The following is a 16,018-nucleotide window of genomic DNA, read 5'->3' on the forward strand; positions in this document are numbered from 1 at the left end:
AATCAGAATTTGGCCGTCGTGATCAGATAGAATGCCCGTCCGGGCGCGACCGCCACGAACGGCACGGCGCTGCGATAGAGCGTGTCGTAGTAGAGCTTGTTGGTGAGGTTCTGCGCGTAGAACTTCATGGTCCAGTTCTTGTCGATCTTCTTCTCGACGAACGCATCGAAGCGCCAATAGCTCGGCAGCTCGTTGCCGGTATTGGCCGCGAACGTGCCGCCATAGACCTTCGAGCGGTACACCGCCTGCCCGCCGACTTCCCAATCGCCGTCGAGCTTGTACTTGGTCAGCATGCTGAACGACTGGTGCGCGACATTGGCAAGCTGCAGGCCGAGATTGGAAGCGATGTTGCTCTGCGTAACCTTCGATTGCATCAGCACCAGACCGCCGAAGATGCTCCAGCGCTCGGTGATCTTGCCCTCGGCCTCGATGTCGATGCCCTGGATGCGGTAGGCCGCGCCCGAGGTGAGCAGGCCCGCAGCATTGGTCTCGCGCGCGTTGTCCTTCGTGGTCTGGAACAACGCCGTCGAAACCAGCAGGTGGCGATCCGCAAGCTCCCATTTGGTGCCGACCTCAGCCGCCTTGTTCCGCTCAGGCCCAAGCAGAACGGTCGTGTTGGCGGGAACGCCGCCGTAGTCGGTGCCGGTCGCGTCGAGCTCCGAGCCGAACGGATTAGCCGAGGTCGCATAGGCCGCGTAGATGCTGCCGATCGACATCGGCTTGTAGACCAGGCCGACATTGTAGTTGACCAGATCGGAATTCATTTTCAGATAGGCCGTGTTGGTCGACGAGCTCATGTTGTAGCCGTCGTAACGCACGCCGCCATTGACGATGATGGTGTCTTGCCAGTTCGCGGTGTCCATGACGTAGACACTGCTGGTGTTGACGCCATAGCGCGTCGGATTGCCCGTCAGCGACGGCGTGCCGAAGCCGGAGACATAAGTGTACTGAGGGGAATAAAGATTGACGCCCGAGATGGCTCCGTTGCTCGTGAAGCCGGAGCCGGCCAGCTCCGATGCGAGACCCGAATAGCGGTCGATCGAGATGTCCTCGTTGGTGTATTCGACACCGAACACCGCGGTGTGCTTGACCCCGCCGGTGTCGAGCTTGAACGTCGCCTCGTTCTGGTTGGCCCACACGTCCACGGTCTGGTAACGGCTCTGCGCGCTCGCCGTCGTGGTCCAGAGCAGCGGATTGACGTTGGTCGTGACCGGATTCTGCGGCAACGTGCCGATGTAGTTGAGCAGCGAATGCTCGCCGCGCACCTTGCTGCTCAGCGTGATCGCTTCGTTGACCTTGTACTCGGTCGTGGCCGTGCCGAAGTCCTGCCGTGCGGTCTGGAAGTCGCGGTTGAGGAAGCCGTACCAGGTCCCGCGCGGAATGCCGGCCGAGGTCACCGGCACGTTGCCCTGCTTGTAATAGGGCACGCCGAAATCCGGCAGGCCGCTCAGATCGGTATGGACATAGTTCGTCGTGATCTTGATGTCGTTGGTCGGGGTGTATTTGGTCGAGAGGAAGGTGCCCCAGCGATCGTCGGTCACGTAGTTGCGGCCGGCGACGTTGGCATCCTGGAACAGGCCACCGGTGCGCACCGAGAAGGTCGGATCCACGACCTGGTTGACGTCGAGTGTGACGCGCTTGGTCATGTCGGTGCCGAACTCGGTATCCATCCGCTTGAAGTTGACGTCGCCGGCCTGCTTGGTGACGATGTTGATGGCGCCGCCGGCGGTGCCACGACCGGCGTAGGACGATGCCGGTCCGCGCAGGATCTCGATCTGCTCGGTGAAGAAGTTCTCGCGGATCGACACGGCGGGATCGCGGATGCCATCGATGAAGACATCGTTGCGGGCGTCGAAGCCGCGGATGAAGAAGCGATCGCCGAAGGCGTTGCCGCCCTCGCCCGATCCCAGCGTCACGCCGGCGGTCGAGCGGCCGATCTCCTTCAGCGTCGTGGCGTTCTTGTCTTCCAGCACTTCCTTGCTGAGCACCGTGATGGTCTTCGGCGTGTTCAGCATCGGCTCGGGAAACTTGCCCGAGGCCTGGACGTGATCGACCTTGTAGGGCGCTGCCGGATCGGCATAGGGATTGCGGTCGACGGCGCCGGCCGGGCTAGGTGCGACGGCGGCGGCGGCCTGCTGCTGCGCCTGCTGGCGCTGCGCGGCGCGGCGAAGCGCGTTGCGTGCGCGGATCTGCTCGGCCGTGGGCTTTGATGCTGCGGGGCGCGGGCGCTCGACCGGCGCATCCACCGTCACCGGCGGCAGGTTCGACTGCTGCGCCTGCGCTCCGCTCGACACCGATGCCACCGCGATCAGGCCGGCGACGGCCGAAACCGCCTTGCCGGAATTTCCATCGAGCTTTTCTTCAATTGAATTTCTTGCCGCGATCGAACGCAACGATCGCGGAGCTACTGCCAGCCCCATTCCAACGCACCCCATGTCGAATTCGTCGATACGCAACATGCGCGACGAACGATGAGGCGGTGCTATCGATCGCAAAAAATCAGGTCAATGCAGCGTGGCCCGCGAGAGCACTTGAATCCATCTAGATCAAATCGATTCTAAACTTTGCATTTGGAATCGCAGAAATGTCGCGCGACAAATGGAAGCAATCAGACACAGGCGCGCTTGTGTTCGTGCATCATCTTGCGCAGCCATCAGTCGCCGCTCGGCGGCTTCATCAGTGAGAACAATTCGTCGACGGTGCGCTGTGCAGTCGCACGCACCCGATCGGTGTTCTCCATGCCGGCGATGTTGACGCCGTTGACGACCGCCTTGATCTCGTCGCGGAAGTCGGTGAGGAAGCGCAACGGATCGCGCTGCTCATTGGCGACGCGCGCGATCAGCCCCGTGATCAAAATCTGGCACGCGATCAGCTTGCCGTTCAGCTCGTCCATTCCCGCACTCCCATTGTGGCGGCGCTGATATGGACGAGGTCGATTTTCCTGACAACCGAAACGCCGCGCGGAAGGCTTAGAACCGCTCTCGGCACGGTAAATCCGAAGCCCGCTGGGGCTGGCTCCCGAGGCCCGGAGCACCGCACGCGCGGGCCACCGTCCACGCGGCCTGCGAGCGCTGCCTAACTTTTGCACGTTCCTCGTTTGCTCCGGGAAAATGCAGCACTGCACACCGGCGCGCCAACCGGTTGCCTACGGGGTGCAAAGCTTTCCAATTGTTTAGGATTCTCAACCGATAGTGCTGTTTACACTCGAACTTGGCGTGTATTATACAAGCCTTGGTGGAACCCTTTGATAGCCCCGCAATTCGTTGTTTTGGGCCTACAAGCCGATACGCTCACATATGAAAAAGTCACGGCCGATCCTGTGGATTGTCATCATCGCAGCTGTGGCCGGTGGCGGCTATTACGGCTGGCAGCGATTCTCCGCGCCTGAGGCCGGAAAAGCCCAAACCGCTCAGAAGGGTCCGCCGCGGGCCCCCGCTGTGCCCGTGAGCATCTCGCCGGTCCAGAAGGCCGACTTTCCGGTCTACCTGACCGGTCTCGGCACGGTTCAGGGCTTCAACACCGTACAAGTCCGGACCCGGGTGGACGGCCAGATCGACAAGATCGCCTTCACCGAAGGCCAGATCGTCAATCAAGGCGATCTCCTGGTCGAGATCGATCCTCGCCCGTTCCAGGCCGCCCTCGATCAGGCCAAGGCCAAGAAGGCGCAGGACGAGGCCAATCTCGCCAACGCCAATCTCGATCTTCAGCGTTATACCAAGCTCGGCGAATTCGCGACGCGGCAGCAGACCGATACCCAGCGCTCGACCGTCGCCCAGCTCACCGCCCAGATCGCGGCCGACGAAGCCGCGATCGCCAACGCCCAGACCCAGCTCGATTACACTCAGGTCAAGGCGCCGATCACCGGCGTCGCTGGCCTGCGCCAGGTCGACATCGGTAACATCGTCAACGCCTCGACCCAGACCGGCATCGTCACCATCGCTCAGGTCGAGCCGATCACCGTGATCTTCACGGCGCCGGAAGACCAGCTGCCCTATGTCAGCGAGGGCCAAAAGGCCGGCGCGCTGAAGGTGATCGCCTTCACCACCGACGGCAAGAAGACGCTGGCCGAGGGCAAGCTCGCGGTCATCAACAACCAGGTCGATACGACCAGCGGGACTATTCGGCTCAAGGCGGTGTTCGACAACAAGGAACACACGCTGTGGCCGGGACAGTCGGTCTCGACACGCCTTTTGGTACGGACCCTGAAGGATGCGATCGTCGTTCCCGATGACGCGGTCCAGCATTCGACCAACGGCCTCTACGCCTATACCGTCGGCGCAGATAACAAGGCTGAGGTTCGCAAGATCAAAGTGAGCTATTCTATCGATGGACGTTCGGTTGTCGACGAGGGGCTCAGCCCCGGTCAGCAAGTGATCACCGGCGGTCAATACAAGGTGCAGCCAGGAAGCCTCGTCTCGACGGCCGTGGCGAGTTCGGATCCGGTGCAGAAAAACAAGGTTCAGCAGGAATGACCGAGGGCGGGATTTCGGCACCTTTCATCCGTTATCCCATCGGCACCTCGCTGCTGATGGCCGGCATTCTCTTTGTCGGTCTCGTCGCCTATCCCCTGCTGCCGGTCGCGCCGCTGCCGCAGGTGGACTTCCCGACCATCCAGATCACGGCCAACCTGCCGGGCGGTAGCCCGGAGACGATGGCCTCCTCCGTCGCGCAGCCGCTGGAGCGCCAGTTCGCCCAGATTCCCGGCATCGCGCAGATGACCTCGACGAGCTATCTGGGCACCGCGTCGATCACCATCCAGTTCGACCTCAACCGCAGCATCGACGGTGCGGCGAACGACGTGCAGGGCGCCATCAACGCCGCCAGCGGCCAGTTGCCGAAGAACCTGCCGTCGCCGCCGACCTATCGCAAGGTCAACCCGGCAGACTCGCCGATCCTGCTGCTGTCGGCGACATCGGACACGCTGCCGCTGACCACAGTCAGCGATTCGATCGACGCCCAGCTGGCCCAGCAGATCAGCCAGATCTCCGGCGTGGCGCAAGTGTTCATCGGCGGCCAGCAGAAACCCTCGGTCCGCGTCCAGATCGACCCGGCGAAACTCGTCGCCAAGGGCCTGTCGCTGGAAGACGTGCGCAGCGCGATCGCCATCACCACAGTCGACAGCCCGAAGGGCAATATCGACGGCGAGAAGCGTGCCTATACGATCTACGCCAACGACCAGTTGCTCCAGTCCAAGGACTGGAACGACGTCATCATCGCCTACCGCAACGGCGGCCCCTTGCGGATCAAGGACATCGGCCAGGCCGTGACCGGCCCCGAGGACGCCAAGCAGGCAGCCTGGGCCAACGGCAAACGCGGCGTGTTCCTGGTCGTGTTCAAGCAGCCGGGCGCGAACGTCATCGAGACCGTCGACCGGATCAAGGCGACGCTGCCTCGCCTCGTCGCGGCGATCCCACCCGCGGTCAAGATCGAAGTCATCAGCGACCGCACCACGACCATCCGCGCCGCGGTCGAGGACGTCCAGTTCACGCTGCTCCTGACCATCGCTCTCGTTGTTATGGTCATCTTCGTCTTCCTGCGCAGCTTCTGGGCCACCATGATTCCCACCATCACGGTTCCGCTCGCGCTGTTGGGCGCCTGCGCGCTGATGTGGGTATTCGGCTATTCGCTCGACAATTTGTCGCTGATGGCACTCACCATCGCGGTTGGCTTCGTCGTCGACGACGCCATCGTGATGCTCGAGAACATCACGCGCTACATCGAAGAAGGCGAAAAGCCGCTCGCCGCCGCGTTCAGAGGCTCCAAGGAAATCGGCTTCACAATCGTGTCGATCAGTATCTCGCTGGTCGCGGTGCTGATCCCGCTCTTGCTGATGGGCGGTATCATCGGACGCCTGTTCCGCGAATTCGCCGTTGTGCTGGCGATGACGATCTTCGTCTCGATGTTCGTGTCGCTGACACTGACGCCGATGATGGCCTCGCGCTTCCTGCGCTCGCACAGCGAAGTCACGCACGGCAAGTTCTATCAGTGGAGCGAGAGTGCGTTCGACGCGATGCTGCGCGGTTACGAATACGTGCTCGACCACGCCATGGCATGGCGGCGCACCACACTGGTGATCTTCTTTGCCACCCTTGCCCTGTCGGTCTATCTCTTCATCCTGATCCCGAAGGGCTTCTTTCCGCAGCAGGACGTCGGCTTGATCACCGCGACGTCGGAGGCCTCCCAGGACATCTCCTTCGCCGAGATGCAACGCCGTCAGGTCGAGCTCGGCAAGATCGTGATTGACGATCACGACGTCGCGTCGGTCGCGATGAACATCGGCGGCAGCGGCCGCGCCGGCAACAACGGCAACATGTTCATCACGCTGAAACCGCGCAACGAGCGCGACGCGTCCGCGCAGCAGATCATCGCGCGGCTGCGCCCCAAGCTCGAGAAGGTGTCCGGCGCCCGCCTCTATATGCAGGCCGCCCAGGACGTCCGCCTCGGCGGCCGTCCGACCCGCACGCAGTTCGAGTTCACCTTGCAGGACGCCGATCTCGGCGAACTCAATTCCTGGGCGCCGAAGATCCTCGCCAAGATGCAGACGCTGCCGGAGCTGCGCGACGTCGCCACCGACCAGCAGACCCAGGGCACCACGGTCCAGCTCAAGATCAACCGCGACACGGCCTCGCGCTATGGCATCCAGCCGCAGCTGATCGACGATACGCTTTATGACGCCTTCGGCCAGCGCCAGGTCGCTCAGTATTTCACCCAGCTCAACAGCTATCACGTGATCCTGGAAATCCTGCCGGAAATGCAGGGCAACCTCGATTCGCTGAACAAGCTCTACCTGAAGTCGCCGCTGACCGGCGACCAGGTGCCGCTGTCGACCTTCGCGACCTGGACCACCGATCCGGTTCGGTCGCTCTCGATCAGCCACCAGGGCCAGTTCCCGGCGATCACGATCAGCTTCAACCTCGCCCAGGGTGTGGCGCTCGGCCAGGCGACGGAGTCGGTGCAGAAGGCGATGGCCGATCTCGGCGCGCCGGCAACGCTCAATTCGAGCTTCCAGGGCACCGCGCAAGCGTTCCAGCAATCGCTCGGCACCGTGCCGCTCCTGATCCTAGCGGCGCTTGTCGTAGTCTATCTGATCCTCGGCATCCTCTACGAGAGCTACATCCATCCGATTACGATTCTGTCGACCCTGCCCTCGGCCGGCGTCGGCGCGCTTGCGATCCTGATGGCAGCCGGCTTCGAGTTCAGCCTGATTGCCTTGATCGGCGTCATCCTGCTGATCGGCATCGTGAAGAAGAACGGCATCATGATGGTCGACTTCGCCATCGCCGCCGAACGCGACGGCAAGACGCCGGAAGAATCGATCCGCCAGGCCGCGCTCTTGCGCTTCCGCCCGATCATGATGACAACGATGGCCGCACTGCTCGGCGGCGTGCCGCTGATGCTCGGCCACGGCACCGGCGCCGAGATCCGTCAGCCGCTTGGCTACGCCATGGTCGGCGGCCTGATCGTCAGCCAGGCGCTGACGTTGTTCACCACGCCGGTCGTCTATCTCTATCTCGACAAGTTCTCGAACCTGTTCAAGAGCCATCCGGCCGTGGACGAAGGGCACGAGGCGGCCGAGCGCGGCACCGTCAAGGAAGCCGCCGAGTAGGCTTGCGCCGCAGGTCTCGCAACGCTACAGCGAGCCCCCCGGTTCACGCCAACGCGGTCACGCCATGCCCATGCAATCCAGACTTGTCGCCCTCGCCGCCATCGTCCTGTTGTCGACGGGCGCCGGGTATGCCCAGCAGGGCGCCAAGAAAAACGCAGCTCCGCCGGCCCCGGCCGCACAGCCCGCGCCTGCGCCGACACAGCCGCAGGCCGATAGTGCAGGCGCGCAGCAACCCGGCTGGATCGCGCGCTGCACAAGCGCCAGTCGCGACGCCCCGCTCGAATGCGCGATCGAGCAGAACGCGGTCCTGACCAAGACCGGCCAGACCATCGTCCTGATCAATATCCGCATCGCGCCCGACACCCGCACACCGGTGGCGCTGCTGCAGCTGCCGCTCGGCCTCAATCTGCCGGTCGGCGCCAAGCTTCAGGTCGACGAAGGCAAGACAGTCGACCTCCAGATCCAGACCTGCGAGAACCGCGGCTGCTACGCGTCGACACCGATCGCGCCGGACCTGCTGGCGAGCCTGAAGTCGGGCAAGCAATTGAAGGTCTCGTTCCAGAACATGGCTAAGGAGACGATCGCGATCCCGATGCCGCTGAACGACTTTGCCGCGGCCTACGACAAGATCAAGTAGCGGGCGCTTCTTTAGGTCGGAAGATCGCTCACCCGACTCCGAGATAGGCCTTCTGCACCTGCGGATCCTCCGCGAGCGCTGCGGCCGTGCCTGACAGCACGCTCTTGCCGACCTGGAGCACGGTCGCGAAATCCGAGACTTCCAGCGCGAGCTCGATCGACTGCTCAGCCAGCAGGATGGTCAGGCCCTCGCGATGCAGGCGGCCAAAAGTCTCGTACATGGACTCGACCACCGCGGGTGCGAGGCCGAGCGACGGTTCGTCCAGCATCAAGAGCTTCGGGTCGCTCATCAGCGCGCGGCCGACCGCAAGCATCTGCCGCTCGCCACCGGACATGGTGCCGGCGCGCTGGTTGCGGCGCTCCTTCAGGCGCGGAAAAATCTCGTAGACGCGCTCGAGCAGCGTGGCCTGGCGCGACTTGTCGTGCAGCGGGGTTGCACCGAGCATGAGGTTGTTCTCGACGCTCTGCTGCACGAACAGCCGCCAGCCCTCCGGCGACAGCGCCAGACCCTTGCGCACGATCGCAAACGCCTTCCCGCCGGCGATCTCCTCGCCGCGAAAGCTGATCGATCCGGAGTGCACAGGAATGAGGCCTGCGATCGCGTTCAAGGTCGTGGTTTTACCGCCGCCGTTGGACCCGAGCAGTGCGACCACGCTGCCTTCGGGCACCTCCAGCGAGACGTCGGACACGCCGATCAGGTCGCCATAGCGCACCTCGAGATGCTCGATCCGCAGCAAGGGCCCGCTCATAGCTCCGGCCCACCCAACAGCTCGACTGGCGTGTGGCCGGCGGCGGCCTTCGCGGCGCGGGTGCCGAGGTACGCCGCGATGACGGCCGGGTTGGACGTGACCTCACGCGGCGAGCCGCGCGCGATCTCCTTGCCCTGGTGAAACACCATGACGCGGCTTGCGAGCGACATGATCACTTCCATGATGTGCTCGACGATGACGAGCGCGATGCCGGAGCGATGGATGTCGCGCACCAGATCGATCGCGAGCTTCACCTCATGCGCGTTGAGGCCGGCCATGGCCTCATCGAGCAGCAGCACCTTTGGCTCGGTAGCAAGCGCCCGCGCGATTTCCAGCCGCTTGCGGCCGGCCGTGCCGAGCGAGCGCGCCGGCGCATACGCAAGCCGGCTCATGCCGACGCGCGCGAGCACCGCGCGCGCTTTCGCTTCGGCCTCCTTGCGATGCGCGGTGCGCAGGAAGGCGCCGATCATGACGTTTTCGAGCACCGTCATGCCTTCAAAGGTCTGCGGCACCTGGAAGGTACGCGCGAGCCCGAGCCCGGCGCGATGCTCCGGCGTGAATTCGGTGATGTCGTGGCCCTCGAACAACACGTGGCCCGAGGTGGTCTTGAGATCGCCGGTGAGGCAATTGAAGAAGGTGGATTTTCCGGCACCATTCGGACCGATCAGGCCGAGGATGTCGCCCTGCTCCAGGGTCGCGGAAGCATCGTCCACTGCCTTGAAGCTGCCGAATGCTTTCGTAATTCCGCGCGCCTCAAGGAGCATGGCTTGCTCCTGTGTCGGCGGCAGCTTTCTTCCTGCGCATGACCAGGCTGAGCAGGCCGCCCGGCTGGAAGCGCGCGATCAACACGATGATGGCGCCGTAAGCCACAAAGGTGAGCCCGGCGCCCTTGCCGCCGAGCCAGCTGTTGGAAATCTCCTCCAGCGGCACCAGGATCGCGGCACCGACCAGCGGCCCGAACAACAGCCCCGCGCCGCCCAGAGCCGCCATGATCAGGATTTTCACCGAGATCAGGATGCCGAAACCGGACTCGGGATCGACGAAGCCGAACATCATCGCATAGAGCGCGCCGGCGACGGCGGTCAGCGCCGCGCTGAGCATATAAGCATAGAGCTTTGTGCGGCTCGCGGGCGCACCGAGCGAGCGCGCGGCGCGCTCGGAATCCTTGATCGCACGCAGGTAAAATCCCATCCGGCTGTTGGTCATCCACCAGGTGATGAGCAGCGTGATCGCGAGGACGGAGAGGAAGAGATAGTAATACGGCAGCGACGACAGGAACGAGAGATCGAAGATGTTGCGCGGCACCGTCGGCCCCGAGAGGCCAACCGCTGCGCCCAACCATTCGGTGTTGGTGACGATCAGCCGCATCGTCTCGGCCACCGCGATCGTCGCCATGCTGAAATAATGGCCTGATAGCCGCAGCGTCGGCACGCCGATGATGGCGGCGAGCCCCACCGCCAGCGCGATGCCGCCGGGAATGCCGAACAGCGGCGACAGGCCGAACTTTGCGTAGGCTCCCATCGCGGCATAGGCGCCGCAGCCGAAGAACACGACATGGCCGACCGAAACCTGGCCGGCATAACCGCCGACGATGTTCCAGGCCGACGCCGCAATCGCATAGAGCAGCACCAGCGCGCCCAAACGCTGCTGGAACGGCGAGGACAGCAGCAGCGGATAGGCGATCGCAACGGCTGCGACGACCGAGAGCCAGACCAGGCGGCGCATCACATCTTCCCCATCAGGCCCTGCGGCCGGAACCAGAGGAAGAACAGGAACAGGACGTAGACGACGATGTCCTTGTAGATGGCGCCGATCAGATAGCCGGACAGCGATTCGATCACGCCGATCAGAAGCCCTGCGGCCAGGGCTCCCGGCACGCTGCCGAAGCCACCGAGCGACACGGTGACGAAGGCGACGATGCCGAGCGTTTCGCCGACGGTCGGCACGATGTAGAAGAAGTTCGCGATCAGCGCACCGGCTAGCCCAGTAGCACCGGCTGCAATGGCCCAGGCGATCGCCTGCATGGTGTCGGGCCGGATGCCCATCAGCTGCGCCGCCGTCTGGTCCTCCGCCACCGCCAGCATCTTCGAGCCGAGCGAGGTGCGCGTCAGGAGCAGATGCAGGCCGAGCGTCACCAGCAACGCGACGACGCCGGCGAGCAGCCGGGAGGCCTCGATACGCAGGCCGGCAAAGGCATAAGTGCCGCCGACGATGTCCTGCGGCATCGACAGGAAATTGGCACCGAACCACCAGAACACGGAATAGCGTAACAGCAACGCAAGGCCGAACGTGCCGAGGATCTGTGCCAGCATCGGCCCCTTCATGACGTCGCGGATCAAGGCGAAGTAGATCACGACCCCGACGGTCGCGAGCACCAGCGTCGCCAGCGGCGCGCCCAAGATCGGCCCTCCCCCCATCAGCGTGTAGACGACATAGGCAACGTACATGCCGAGCATGACGAAATCGCCATGTGCGAAATTGACGATGTTCATCATGCCCCACACCAGCGTGAGGCCTGACGAAAACAGGGCGTAGACGGCGCCAAGCAGAAGCCCGCCGACGATCACCTGCACGAGAACAAAAGACATGAGCTGCGTTGCTCTGATAGCTGCGTTGCTCTGATCAAATCAATTTGGCGAAGGCGGGGTGCACGGCCCCGACTTCAATATCTCACCAGGCCTTGTAGGGCAGCACCGGCGACTTCTCGGCGTTGGCCTTAGGCCAAACCGACACATAATTCTCGCCGTCCTGGAGCTGGATGATGTAGGCCGACGCCAGGATGTTCTGGCCCTTCTCGTCGAATTTCACACCCTTGTAGCCCATGATCAGCTGTTCGGTCTTGAGATCGGTTGCCTTGAGCGCGGCCTGGATCTTTGCCGGATCGGTCGAGCCCGCGCGGTCGATCGCGTCGACCAGCACGAAGAAGCCCTGCATCTGCCGTCCGACCGTGTCATCCATCTCCTCGCCGCTCTTCTTCTTGTACATGCCGGCAATGATCGCCGAGGGCGAACCGGCCGGACCGACCGCCCAGGACGAACGGTTGAAGACGCCTTGCGAGAGCTTGCCGACCGCCTTGATGAAGGATGGATCGGAGTAGCCGGCATCGTCCGCAAGCAGAAGCGGCGGCTTGTAGTCCTGCGACTGCATGGTCTTGGCGAACAGGATCGCATCCGAGGTGTAGCTGATCATCAGCACGACGTCGGGCTTCTTCTCCTTGAGCTGGAGTACCTGGGCCTGCACGTCGGTGGCGTTGACGGCATAGGCGACGTCGATCACGCCGCTCCGCCCCTTGTCCTTGAAGCCGGTGGCGATCGTGTTGGCGACCGAGGTGCCGTATTCGGTATTGTCGTGGACCAGCGCGATGCTGTCGGTCTTGGCGCCGGCCGCCTTCATGTCGGACAGGAATTCGTCGTAGATCCGGACGAAGTCCGGCGCGATCGGCGTGGTGCGGAAGAACCATTTGAAGCCGCGCTCGGTGAGATTGGCGGCAACCGATTCCGGCGTCAGGTAGGGAATGCCGTATTTCTCCGCGATCGCGCTGGAGGTCAACGTGATGCCGGACTGGTAGGCGCCCAGCACGGCTGCGACCTTATCCTCCGTGATCAGCCGCAACGCCTGGTTCTGCCCCGTGGCCGGACTACCCTGGTTGTCGGCGAACACAATCTCGACCTTGGCGCCACCGAGACCGGCAAGCCCCGCGTTTTTCGCCAGCGGCAGATTGCCGAGTTCGGGATGGGCGTTGTTGATGATATCCATGGCGACTTCGAGCGCCGCCTTGGCGTGTGCGCCGATCGAGGCGGTGCCGCCGGACATCGGCAGGATCGCGCCGATCTTGACGACCTTGTCCTCTGCTTTCGCGCCCGCAGTGAGCGCAATGGACATCGCGGCTGCGCAAAGCAGCCTGGTGACATGCCTCAACGCCATGAAATCAGACCTCCCAAGAGGTTTCCCCGACCAAGATTTTTGGAAGCCTAAGTGCCCGCTTCCGTTTGATTATGCCTGGCGGCGAGAGGATGGCATGCCAGAAGTTCACCGGCAAGGTGAAACGGATTGCGACAATGCTGCATGAGGAAGCAGCGATGCCGGACGGCGCGGGCGGACTCAATCTCGCCGCGACTGGCGTGAACGAGACAACCGGTGTTTGCCTCGATCGGTGGGTTAGCCGTAGGCGTAACCCACCGATCGTGCGTTCAACCAACTACGTCGCTCGCCCGCAGCAGCGTCGTGAAGCCGCCATAGATCATGCGCTTGCCGTCGAACGGCATGTCGGCGGCCTTGAGGCGTGGGTCCGCCATCACCTTCGCGTTGACGGCATCGCGCGCCTCCCGGTCGCGGTAGACGATCCAGGAGAACACCACGACCTCGTCCTCCGTCGCCATCACCGCGCGCGGAAACGATGTCAGCTGGCCATAGGGCACGTCGTCGCCGATGCATTCGACATAATCGAGCGCGCCATGCTCCAGCCATACCGCACAGGCCGTCCTCGCCAGCGCGCGGTAGGCGTCGATCTTGTCCTTTGGCACGGCCAGCACGAAACCATCGATATAGGGCATTTGCGAATCTCCTTGGTTGTATGTCCCAAGGACGAAGGCGCGCGTGGCAATCCGACCGGAGCGCGCGATTTTCGGGTGAGGCAAAACGCCCGGAATTGGCTGGGGAACCTGGATTCGAACCAAGACAAACAGAGTCAGAGTCTGTTGTGCTACCGTTACACCATTCCCCAACGGAATAGCCGAACAAATCCAATACTTTACTGATCTGTTCGACTGCGGCCGGAAGCGCGTTTGGCGCAAATCACGGCTCGGGCGTGGCAGCGTTCTACCTGCTCGCACCTGGGCTGGCAAGCGCTGCGGCGCATGGGGGGCGGTCGGCCACCCGAGGACTGGCGGTACGCCTATTCCGGTACGAGCGTTGCGAGCCCGGCTTCGATGACCGTGATTTCCTGGCTGACCTGCGCGATCGCCTGCTTCGGGTCGACACCGGTGACGGACGTCAGCTGCCGCAGCAGATCCTGCCGATGCGCCAAAATATCCTCAAGCGCGTGGCGGTCGTTCAGCCGCACATATCCTTCGACGATCAATTCAAGGGAACGAGACATCGTGCTCTCAATTCAAATGCTATTTTCTGGACGCTGAAAATATCCCGATCGCACGCCGCGCGCGCGAACGATATGCGGTAAACCTTGATCAGTAAGATTAACGCGCGGCCCAGGCGATGCCGCAGCACATCAGATGGATCAACTCGTTTCACGATCTTCGGAGAGCGGATGCCTTGGGCATATCGACAAAGCCATCTGGCATCAGTCGCCGCACCTAGATCACGATGCGGTCGAGGTCTGAGGCGATCCGGGTGTTTGGAAATATTCGTGTCGCCTCGGCCAGGATCTCGTCGTCCTCATAGCGACCCGACACATGATTGAGCACGAGCTGCCCGACATTGTTCGCGGCAGCAAACGCGGCCGCCTCTGCCGCAGTGAGATGGCCGTAGTCCCGGGCGGTCTGCGCATCGCGGTCGAGAAAGGTTGCCTCGATTACCAGCAGGTCGGCGTTCGCAACATATCTGGAGAGCCCCTCGGTGCTCTCGGTGTCGCCGATCACCGCCAGCTTCCTGCCACCGCCCGGCGGCCCCAGCACATCTTCCGGATCGATCGTCCTGCCGTCGGCGATCACGACCGGTCGTCCTGCGGCCAACTCTCCGCGCATCGGACCGTCGGGGACACCGAGCGCCACGAGGCGGTCGGGCCTGAGGTGACGACGTGCAAGACTTTGGAAGACGAAGCCGAAACTGTCGGTGTCGCGATGGTGGACCGGAAAGCAATCAATGGTGAAGTCGCCGGCATCGATGACCTCGCCTTCGGTCAACGCTGCGAACTCGACCGGGATCGGCGCCCGGCCCTCGCCCCAGAGCCCCGCAAGCATCCGGATCACGATGTCGATCGTGCCGGACCCGCCATGGATGGTCATCACGTCGGACGTCTGGCGCAACCCCAGCGTCGAAAACAGGCCGGGGATGCCGAGCACATGATCGAAATGACCATGCGTCAGCAGGATGCGGTCAAGGCGCCGAAAGCCGGCGCCGCTCCGCAACAGCTGACGCTGCGTGCCCTCACCGCAATCGATCAGGATGCGCTGGCCCGCGGCCTCGACGAGAAGGGCGGGATGATTGCGTTCGGCGGATGGAACGCTGGCGGAGGTCCCGAGAAATGTCAGGGCGAACATTGTGACCACGTGTCCTGCAGATCGGCGCGTTCATCCGCTCGCGATAAGCGGAACCTTACTGGCGCTCCGACTGCGCCTCAACGGCCTGCACCGCCACGGTCGCCACCTGCCGCAGCGCCTCGCGGTCGGAGCCCGATGATGCCATCACGCCCATGCCGACCGAGACCGCCGAGACATAGCGCGCGAGTGCGGCTGGGTCCGCGCTCTCCTTGAGATCGCCTTCCGCCTTGGCGCGGACGAAACGATCGCGCAATTGATCTTCGTTCTGGGCGCGACGCGCGGCGAGCTCGAAGGGGACGTTTTCGGAGCCGGTGCCGCAGGCGATGCCGCCCTGCACGAGCAGGCAGCCGGGCGGATTGGCCGGATCGGTCTGCTTGTCGGCGATCCCCATCAGCATCCGCTCGGCGACATCGCGGGCGGTGGATGCGGCGACCACCTCGTCCATCCAGACGCTGCGCAACTTGGTGTAGCGGTCGAGCGCGGCCTTCAGCAGGCCTTCCTTATTACCGAAGCAGGCATAAAGGCTCGGCGGGTTGATGCCCATGGCTTCGGTGAGTTGGGCAATGGTGGCGCCCTCATAGCCGTGGCGCCAAAACACTTCCATCGCCTGATCCAACGCGATTTCGGCGTCGAATTCGCGGGGGCGTCCCATGCCCATCTGCCTGTCCTCCTCGGAATTGGCGTCGTCCCCCACCTTAACGCCTGACTCTATCTGCTTGTTCTAGCTTTATTTTCGCTTCCGCCTTCCAATTCTTGCGGTAAGCGGCTACAATTTTCTTAGCAATCAGTACATAAGTATCTTGCGCTGC

General features: G+C 63.2%; 14 protein-coding genes and 1 tRNA gene. 3 read left to right on the forward strand and 12 right to left on the reverse strand.

What is annotated here, in order from left to right:
- Positions 1–2: 2 nt before the first annotated feature.
- Positions 3–2,420, reverse strand: coding sequence for a TonB-dependent receptor (locus tag IC761_RS21645; protein ID WP_195798658.1), 2,418 nt, complete (start codon positions 2,418–2,420; stop codon positions 3–5).
- A gap of 233 nt (positions 2,421–2,653) precedes the next feature.
- Complete coding sequence (locus IC761_RS21650; protein WP_195798659.1) at positions 2,654–2,893, reverse strand: hypothetical protein; 240 nt, start codon at positions 2,891–2,893, stop codon at positions 2,654–2,656.
- Positions 2,894–3,296: 403 nt separating this feature from the next.
- Between IC761_RS21650 and IC761_RS21655 the strand changes: the two genes are divergently transcribed.
- The 3 genes from IC761_RS21655 (at position 3,297) to IC761_RS21665 (ending at position 8,243) form a co-directional block, all read left to right on the forward strand.
- Positions 3,297–4,472, forward strand: a complete 1,176-nt coding sequence (locus tag IC761_RS21655) for an efflux RND transporter periplasmic adaptor subunit (protein ID WP_195798660.1) — start codon at positions 3,297–3,299, stop codon at positions 4,470–4,472.
- Positions 4,469–7,606 carry an efflux RND transporter permease subunit gene (locus tag IC761_RS21660; RefSeq protein WP_195798661.1) on the forward strand — a complete coding sequence of 1,046 codons (3,138 nt, stop codon included), beginning with the start codon at positions 4,469–4,471 and terminating at the stop codon, positions 7,604–7,606. Before IC761_RS21655 ends, IC761_RS21660 begins: the two co-directional genes overlap by 4 nt.
- Positions 7,607–7,670: 64 nt before the next feature.
- Positions 7,671–8,243 (forward strand): invasion associated locus B family protein, encoded by a 573-nt coding sequence (locus IC761_RS21665; RefSeq protein ID WP_195798662.1) that lies wholly within the window; start codon positions 7,671–7,673, stop codon positions 8,241–8,243.
- A gap of 28 nt (positions 8,244–8,271) precedes the next feature.
- Here IC761_RS21665 and IC761_RS21670 read toward each other — a convergent pair whose 3' ends face one another.
- From IC761_RS21670 to IC761_RS21715, 10 genes are all read right to left on the reverse strand, one after another.
- On the reverse strand, positions 8,272–8,991 hold the full coding sequence (locus IC761_RS21670) for an ABC transporter ATP-binding protein (protein ID WP_195798663.1): 720 nt from the start codon (positions 8,989–8,991) through the stop codon (positions 8,272–8,274).
- Positions 8,988–9,755 (reverse strand): ABC transporter ATP-binding protein, encoded by a 768-nt coding sequence (locus IC761_RS21675; protein WP_195798664.1) that lies wholly within the window; start codon positions 9,753–9,755, stop codon positions 8,988–8,990. Before IC761_RS21675 ends, IC761_RS21670 begins: the two co-directional genes overlap by 4 nt.
- Positions 9,745–10,716: a branched-chain amino acid ABC transporter permease gene (locus IC761_RS21680; RefSeq protein ID WP_195798665.1), complete on the reverse strand. Its 972-nt coding sequence runs from the start codon at positions 10,714–10,716 to the stop codon at positions 9,745–9,747. The genes IC761_RS21675 and IC761_RS21680 overlap by 11 nt, the downstream gene beginning before the upstream one ends.
- A complete protein-coding gene (locus IC761_RS21685; RefSeq protein ID WP_195798666.1) occupies positions 10,716–11,579 on the reverse strand; it encodes a branched-chain amino acid ABC transporter permease in 864 nt (287 codons plus the stop codon). The genes IC761_RS21680 and IC761_RS21685 overlap by 1 nt, the downstream gene beginning before the upstream one ends.
- 82 nt (positions 11,580–11,661) lie before the next feature.
- Positions 11,662–12,915 (reverse strand): ABC transporter substrate-binding protein, encoded by a 1,254-nt coding sequence (locus IC761_RS21690; protein ID WP_195798667.1) that lies wholly within the window; start codon positions 12,913–12,915, stop codon positions 11,662–11,664.
- 266 nt (positions 12,916–13,181) lie between these two features.
- A complete protein-coding gene (locus IC761_RS21695) occupies positions 13,182–13,544 on the reverse strand; it encodes a DUF1428 domain-containing protein (protein ID WP_195798668.1) in 363 nt (120 codons plus the stop codon).
- A 96-nt stretch (positions 13,545–13,640) separates the two neighbouring features.
- Positions 13,641–13,714: transfer RNA gene (locus IC761_RS21700), tRNA-Gln, on the reverse strand.
- Positions 13,715–13,885: 171 nt separating this feature from the next.
- Positions 13,886–14,089 (reverse strand): hypothetical protein, encoded by a 204-nt coding sequence (locus IC761_RS21705; protein WP_195798669.1) that lies wholly within the window; start codon positions 14,087–14,089, stop codon positions 13,886–13,888.
- A gap of 214 nt (positions 14,090–14,303) precedes the next feature.
- The gene (gene rnz / locus IC761_RS21710; protein ID WP_195798670.1) at positions 14,304–15,209 is read right to left on the reverse strand and encodes a ribonuclease Z; all 906 of its coding nucleotides are present in this window, start codon (positions 15,207–15,209) and stop codon (positions 14,304–14,306) included.
- A 55-nt stretch (positions 15,210–15,264) separates the two neighbouring features.
- Entirely contained in the window at positions 15,265–15,867 is a 603-nt protein-coding gene (locus IC761_RS21715; protein WP_195798671.1) for a TetR/AcrR family transcriptional regulator, read from the reverse strand.
- Between the last annotated feature and the right edge of the window lie 151 nt (positions 15,868–16,018).

This window comes from Bradyrhizobium commune (genome assembly GCF_015624505.1).
Classification (GTDB): Bacteria; Pseudomonadota; Alphaproteobacteria; order Rhizobiales; family Xanthobacteraceae; genus Bradyrhizobium; species Bradyrhizobium commune.

Coding starts and splice junctions, on each gene's coding strand:
- IC761_RS21645 (WP_195798658.1), bottom strand. CDS start 2,420: ATGGGGCTGGCAGTAGCTCCGCGATCGTTGCGTTCGATCGCGGCAAGA.
- IC761_RS21650 (WP_195798659.1), bottom strand. CDS start 2,893: ATGGACGAGCTGAACGGCAAGCTGATCGCGTGCCAGATTTTGATCACG.
- IC761_RS21655 (WP_195798660.1), top strand. CDS start 3,297: ATGAAAAAGTCACGGCCGATCCTGTGGATTGTCATCATCGCAGCTGTG.
- IC761_RS21660 (WP_195798661.1), top strand. CDS start 4,469: ATGACCGAGGGCGGGATTTCGGCACCTTTCATCCGTTATCCCATCGGC.
- IC761_RS21665 (WP_195798662.1), top strand. CDS start 7,671: ATGCCCATGCAATCCAGACTTGTCGCCCTCGCCGCCATCGTCCTGTTG.
- IC761_RS21670 (WP_195798663.1), bottom strand. CDS start 8,991: ATGAGCGGGCCCTTGCTGCGGATCGAGCATCTCGAGGTGCGCTATGGC.
- IC761_RS21675 (WP_195798664.1), bottom strand. CDS start 9,755: ATGCTCCTTGAGGCGCGCGGAATTACGAAAGCATTCGGCAGCTTCAAG.
- IC761_RS21680 (WP_195798665.1), bottom strand. CDS start 10,716: ATGCGCCGCCTGGTCTGGCTCTCGGTCGTCGCAGCCGTTGCGATCGCC.
- IC761_RS21685 (WP_195798666.1), bottom strand. CDS start 11,579: ATGTCTTTTGTTCTCGTGCAGGTGATCGTCGGCGGGCTTCTGCTTGGC.
- IC761_RS21690 (WP_195798667.1), bottom strand. CDS start 12,915: ATGGCGTTGAGGCATGTCACCAGGCTGCTTTGCGCAGCCGCGATGTCC.
- IC761_RS21695 (WP_195798668.1), bottom strand. CDS start 13,544: ATGCCCTATATCGATGGTTTCGTGCTGGCCGTGCCAAAGGACAAGATC.
- IC761_RS21705 (WP_195798669.1), bottom strand. CDS start 14,089: ATGTCTCGTTCCCTTGAATTGATCGTCGAAGGATATGTGCGGCTGAAC.
- rnz (WP_195798670.1), bottom strand. CDS start 15,209: ATGTTCGCCCTGACATTTCTCGGGACCTCCGCCAGCGTTCCATCCGCC.
- IC761_RS21715 (WP_195798671.1), bottom strand. CDS start 15,867: ATGGGCATGGGACGCCCCCGCGAATTCGACGCCGAAATCGCGTTGGAT.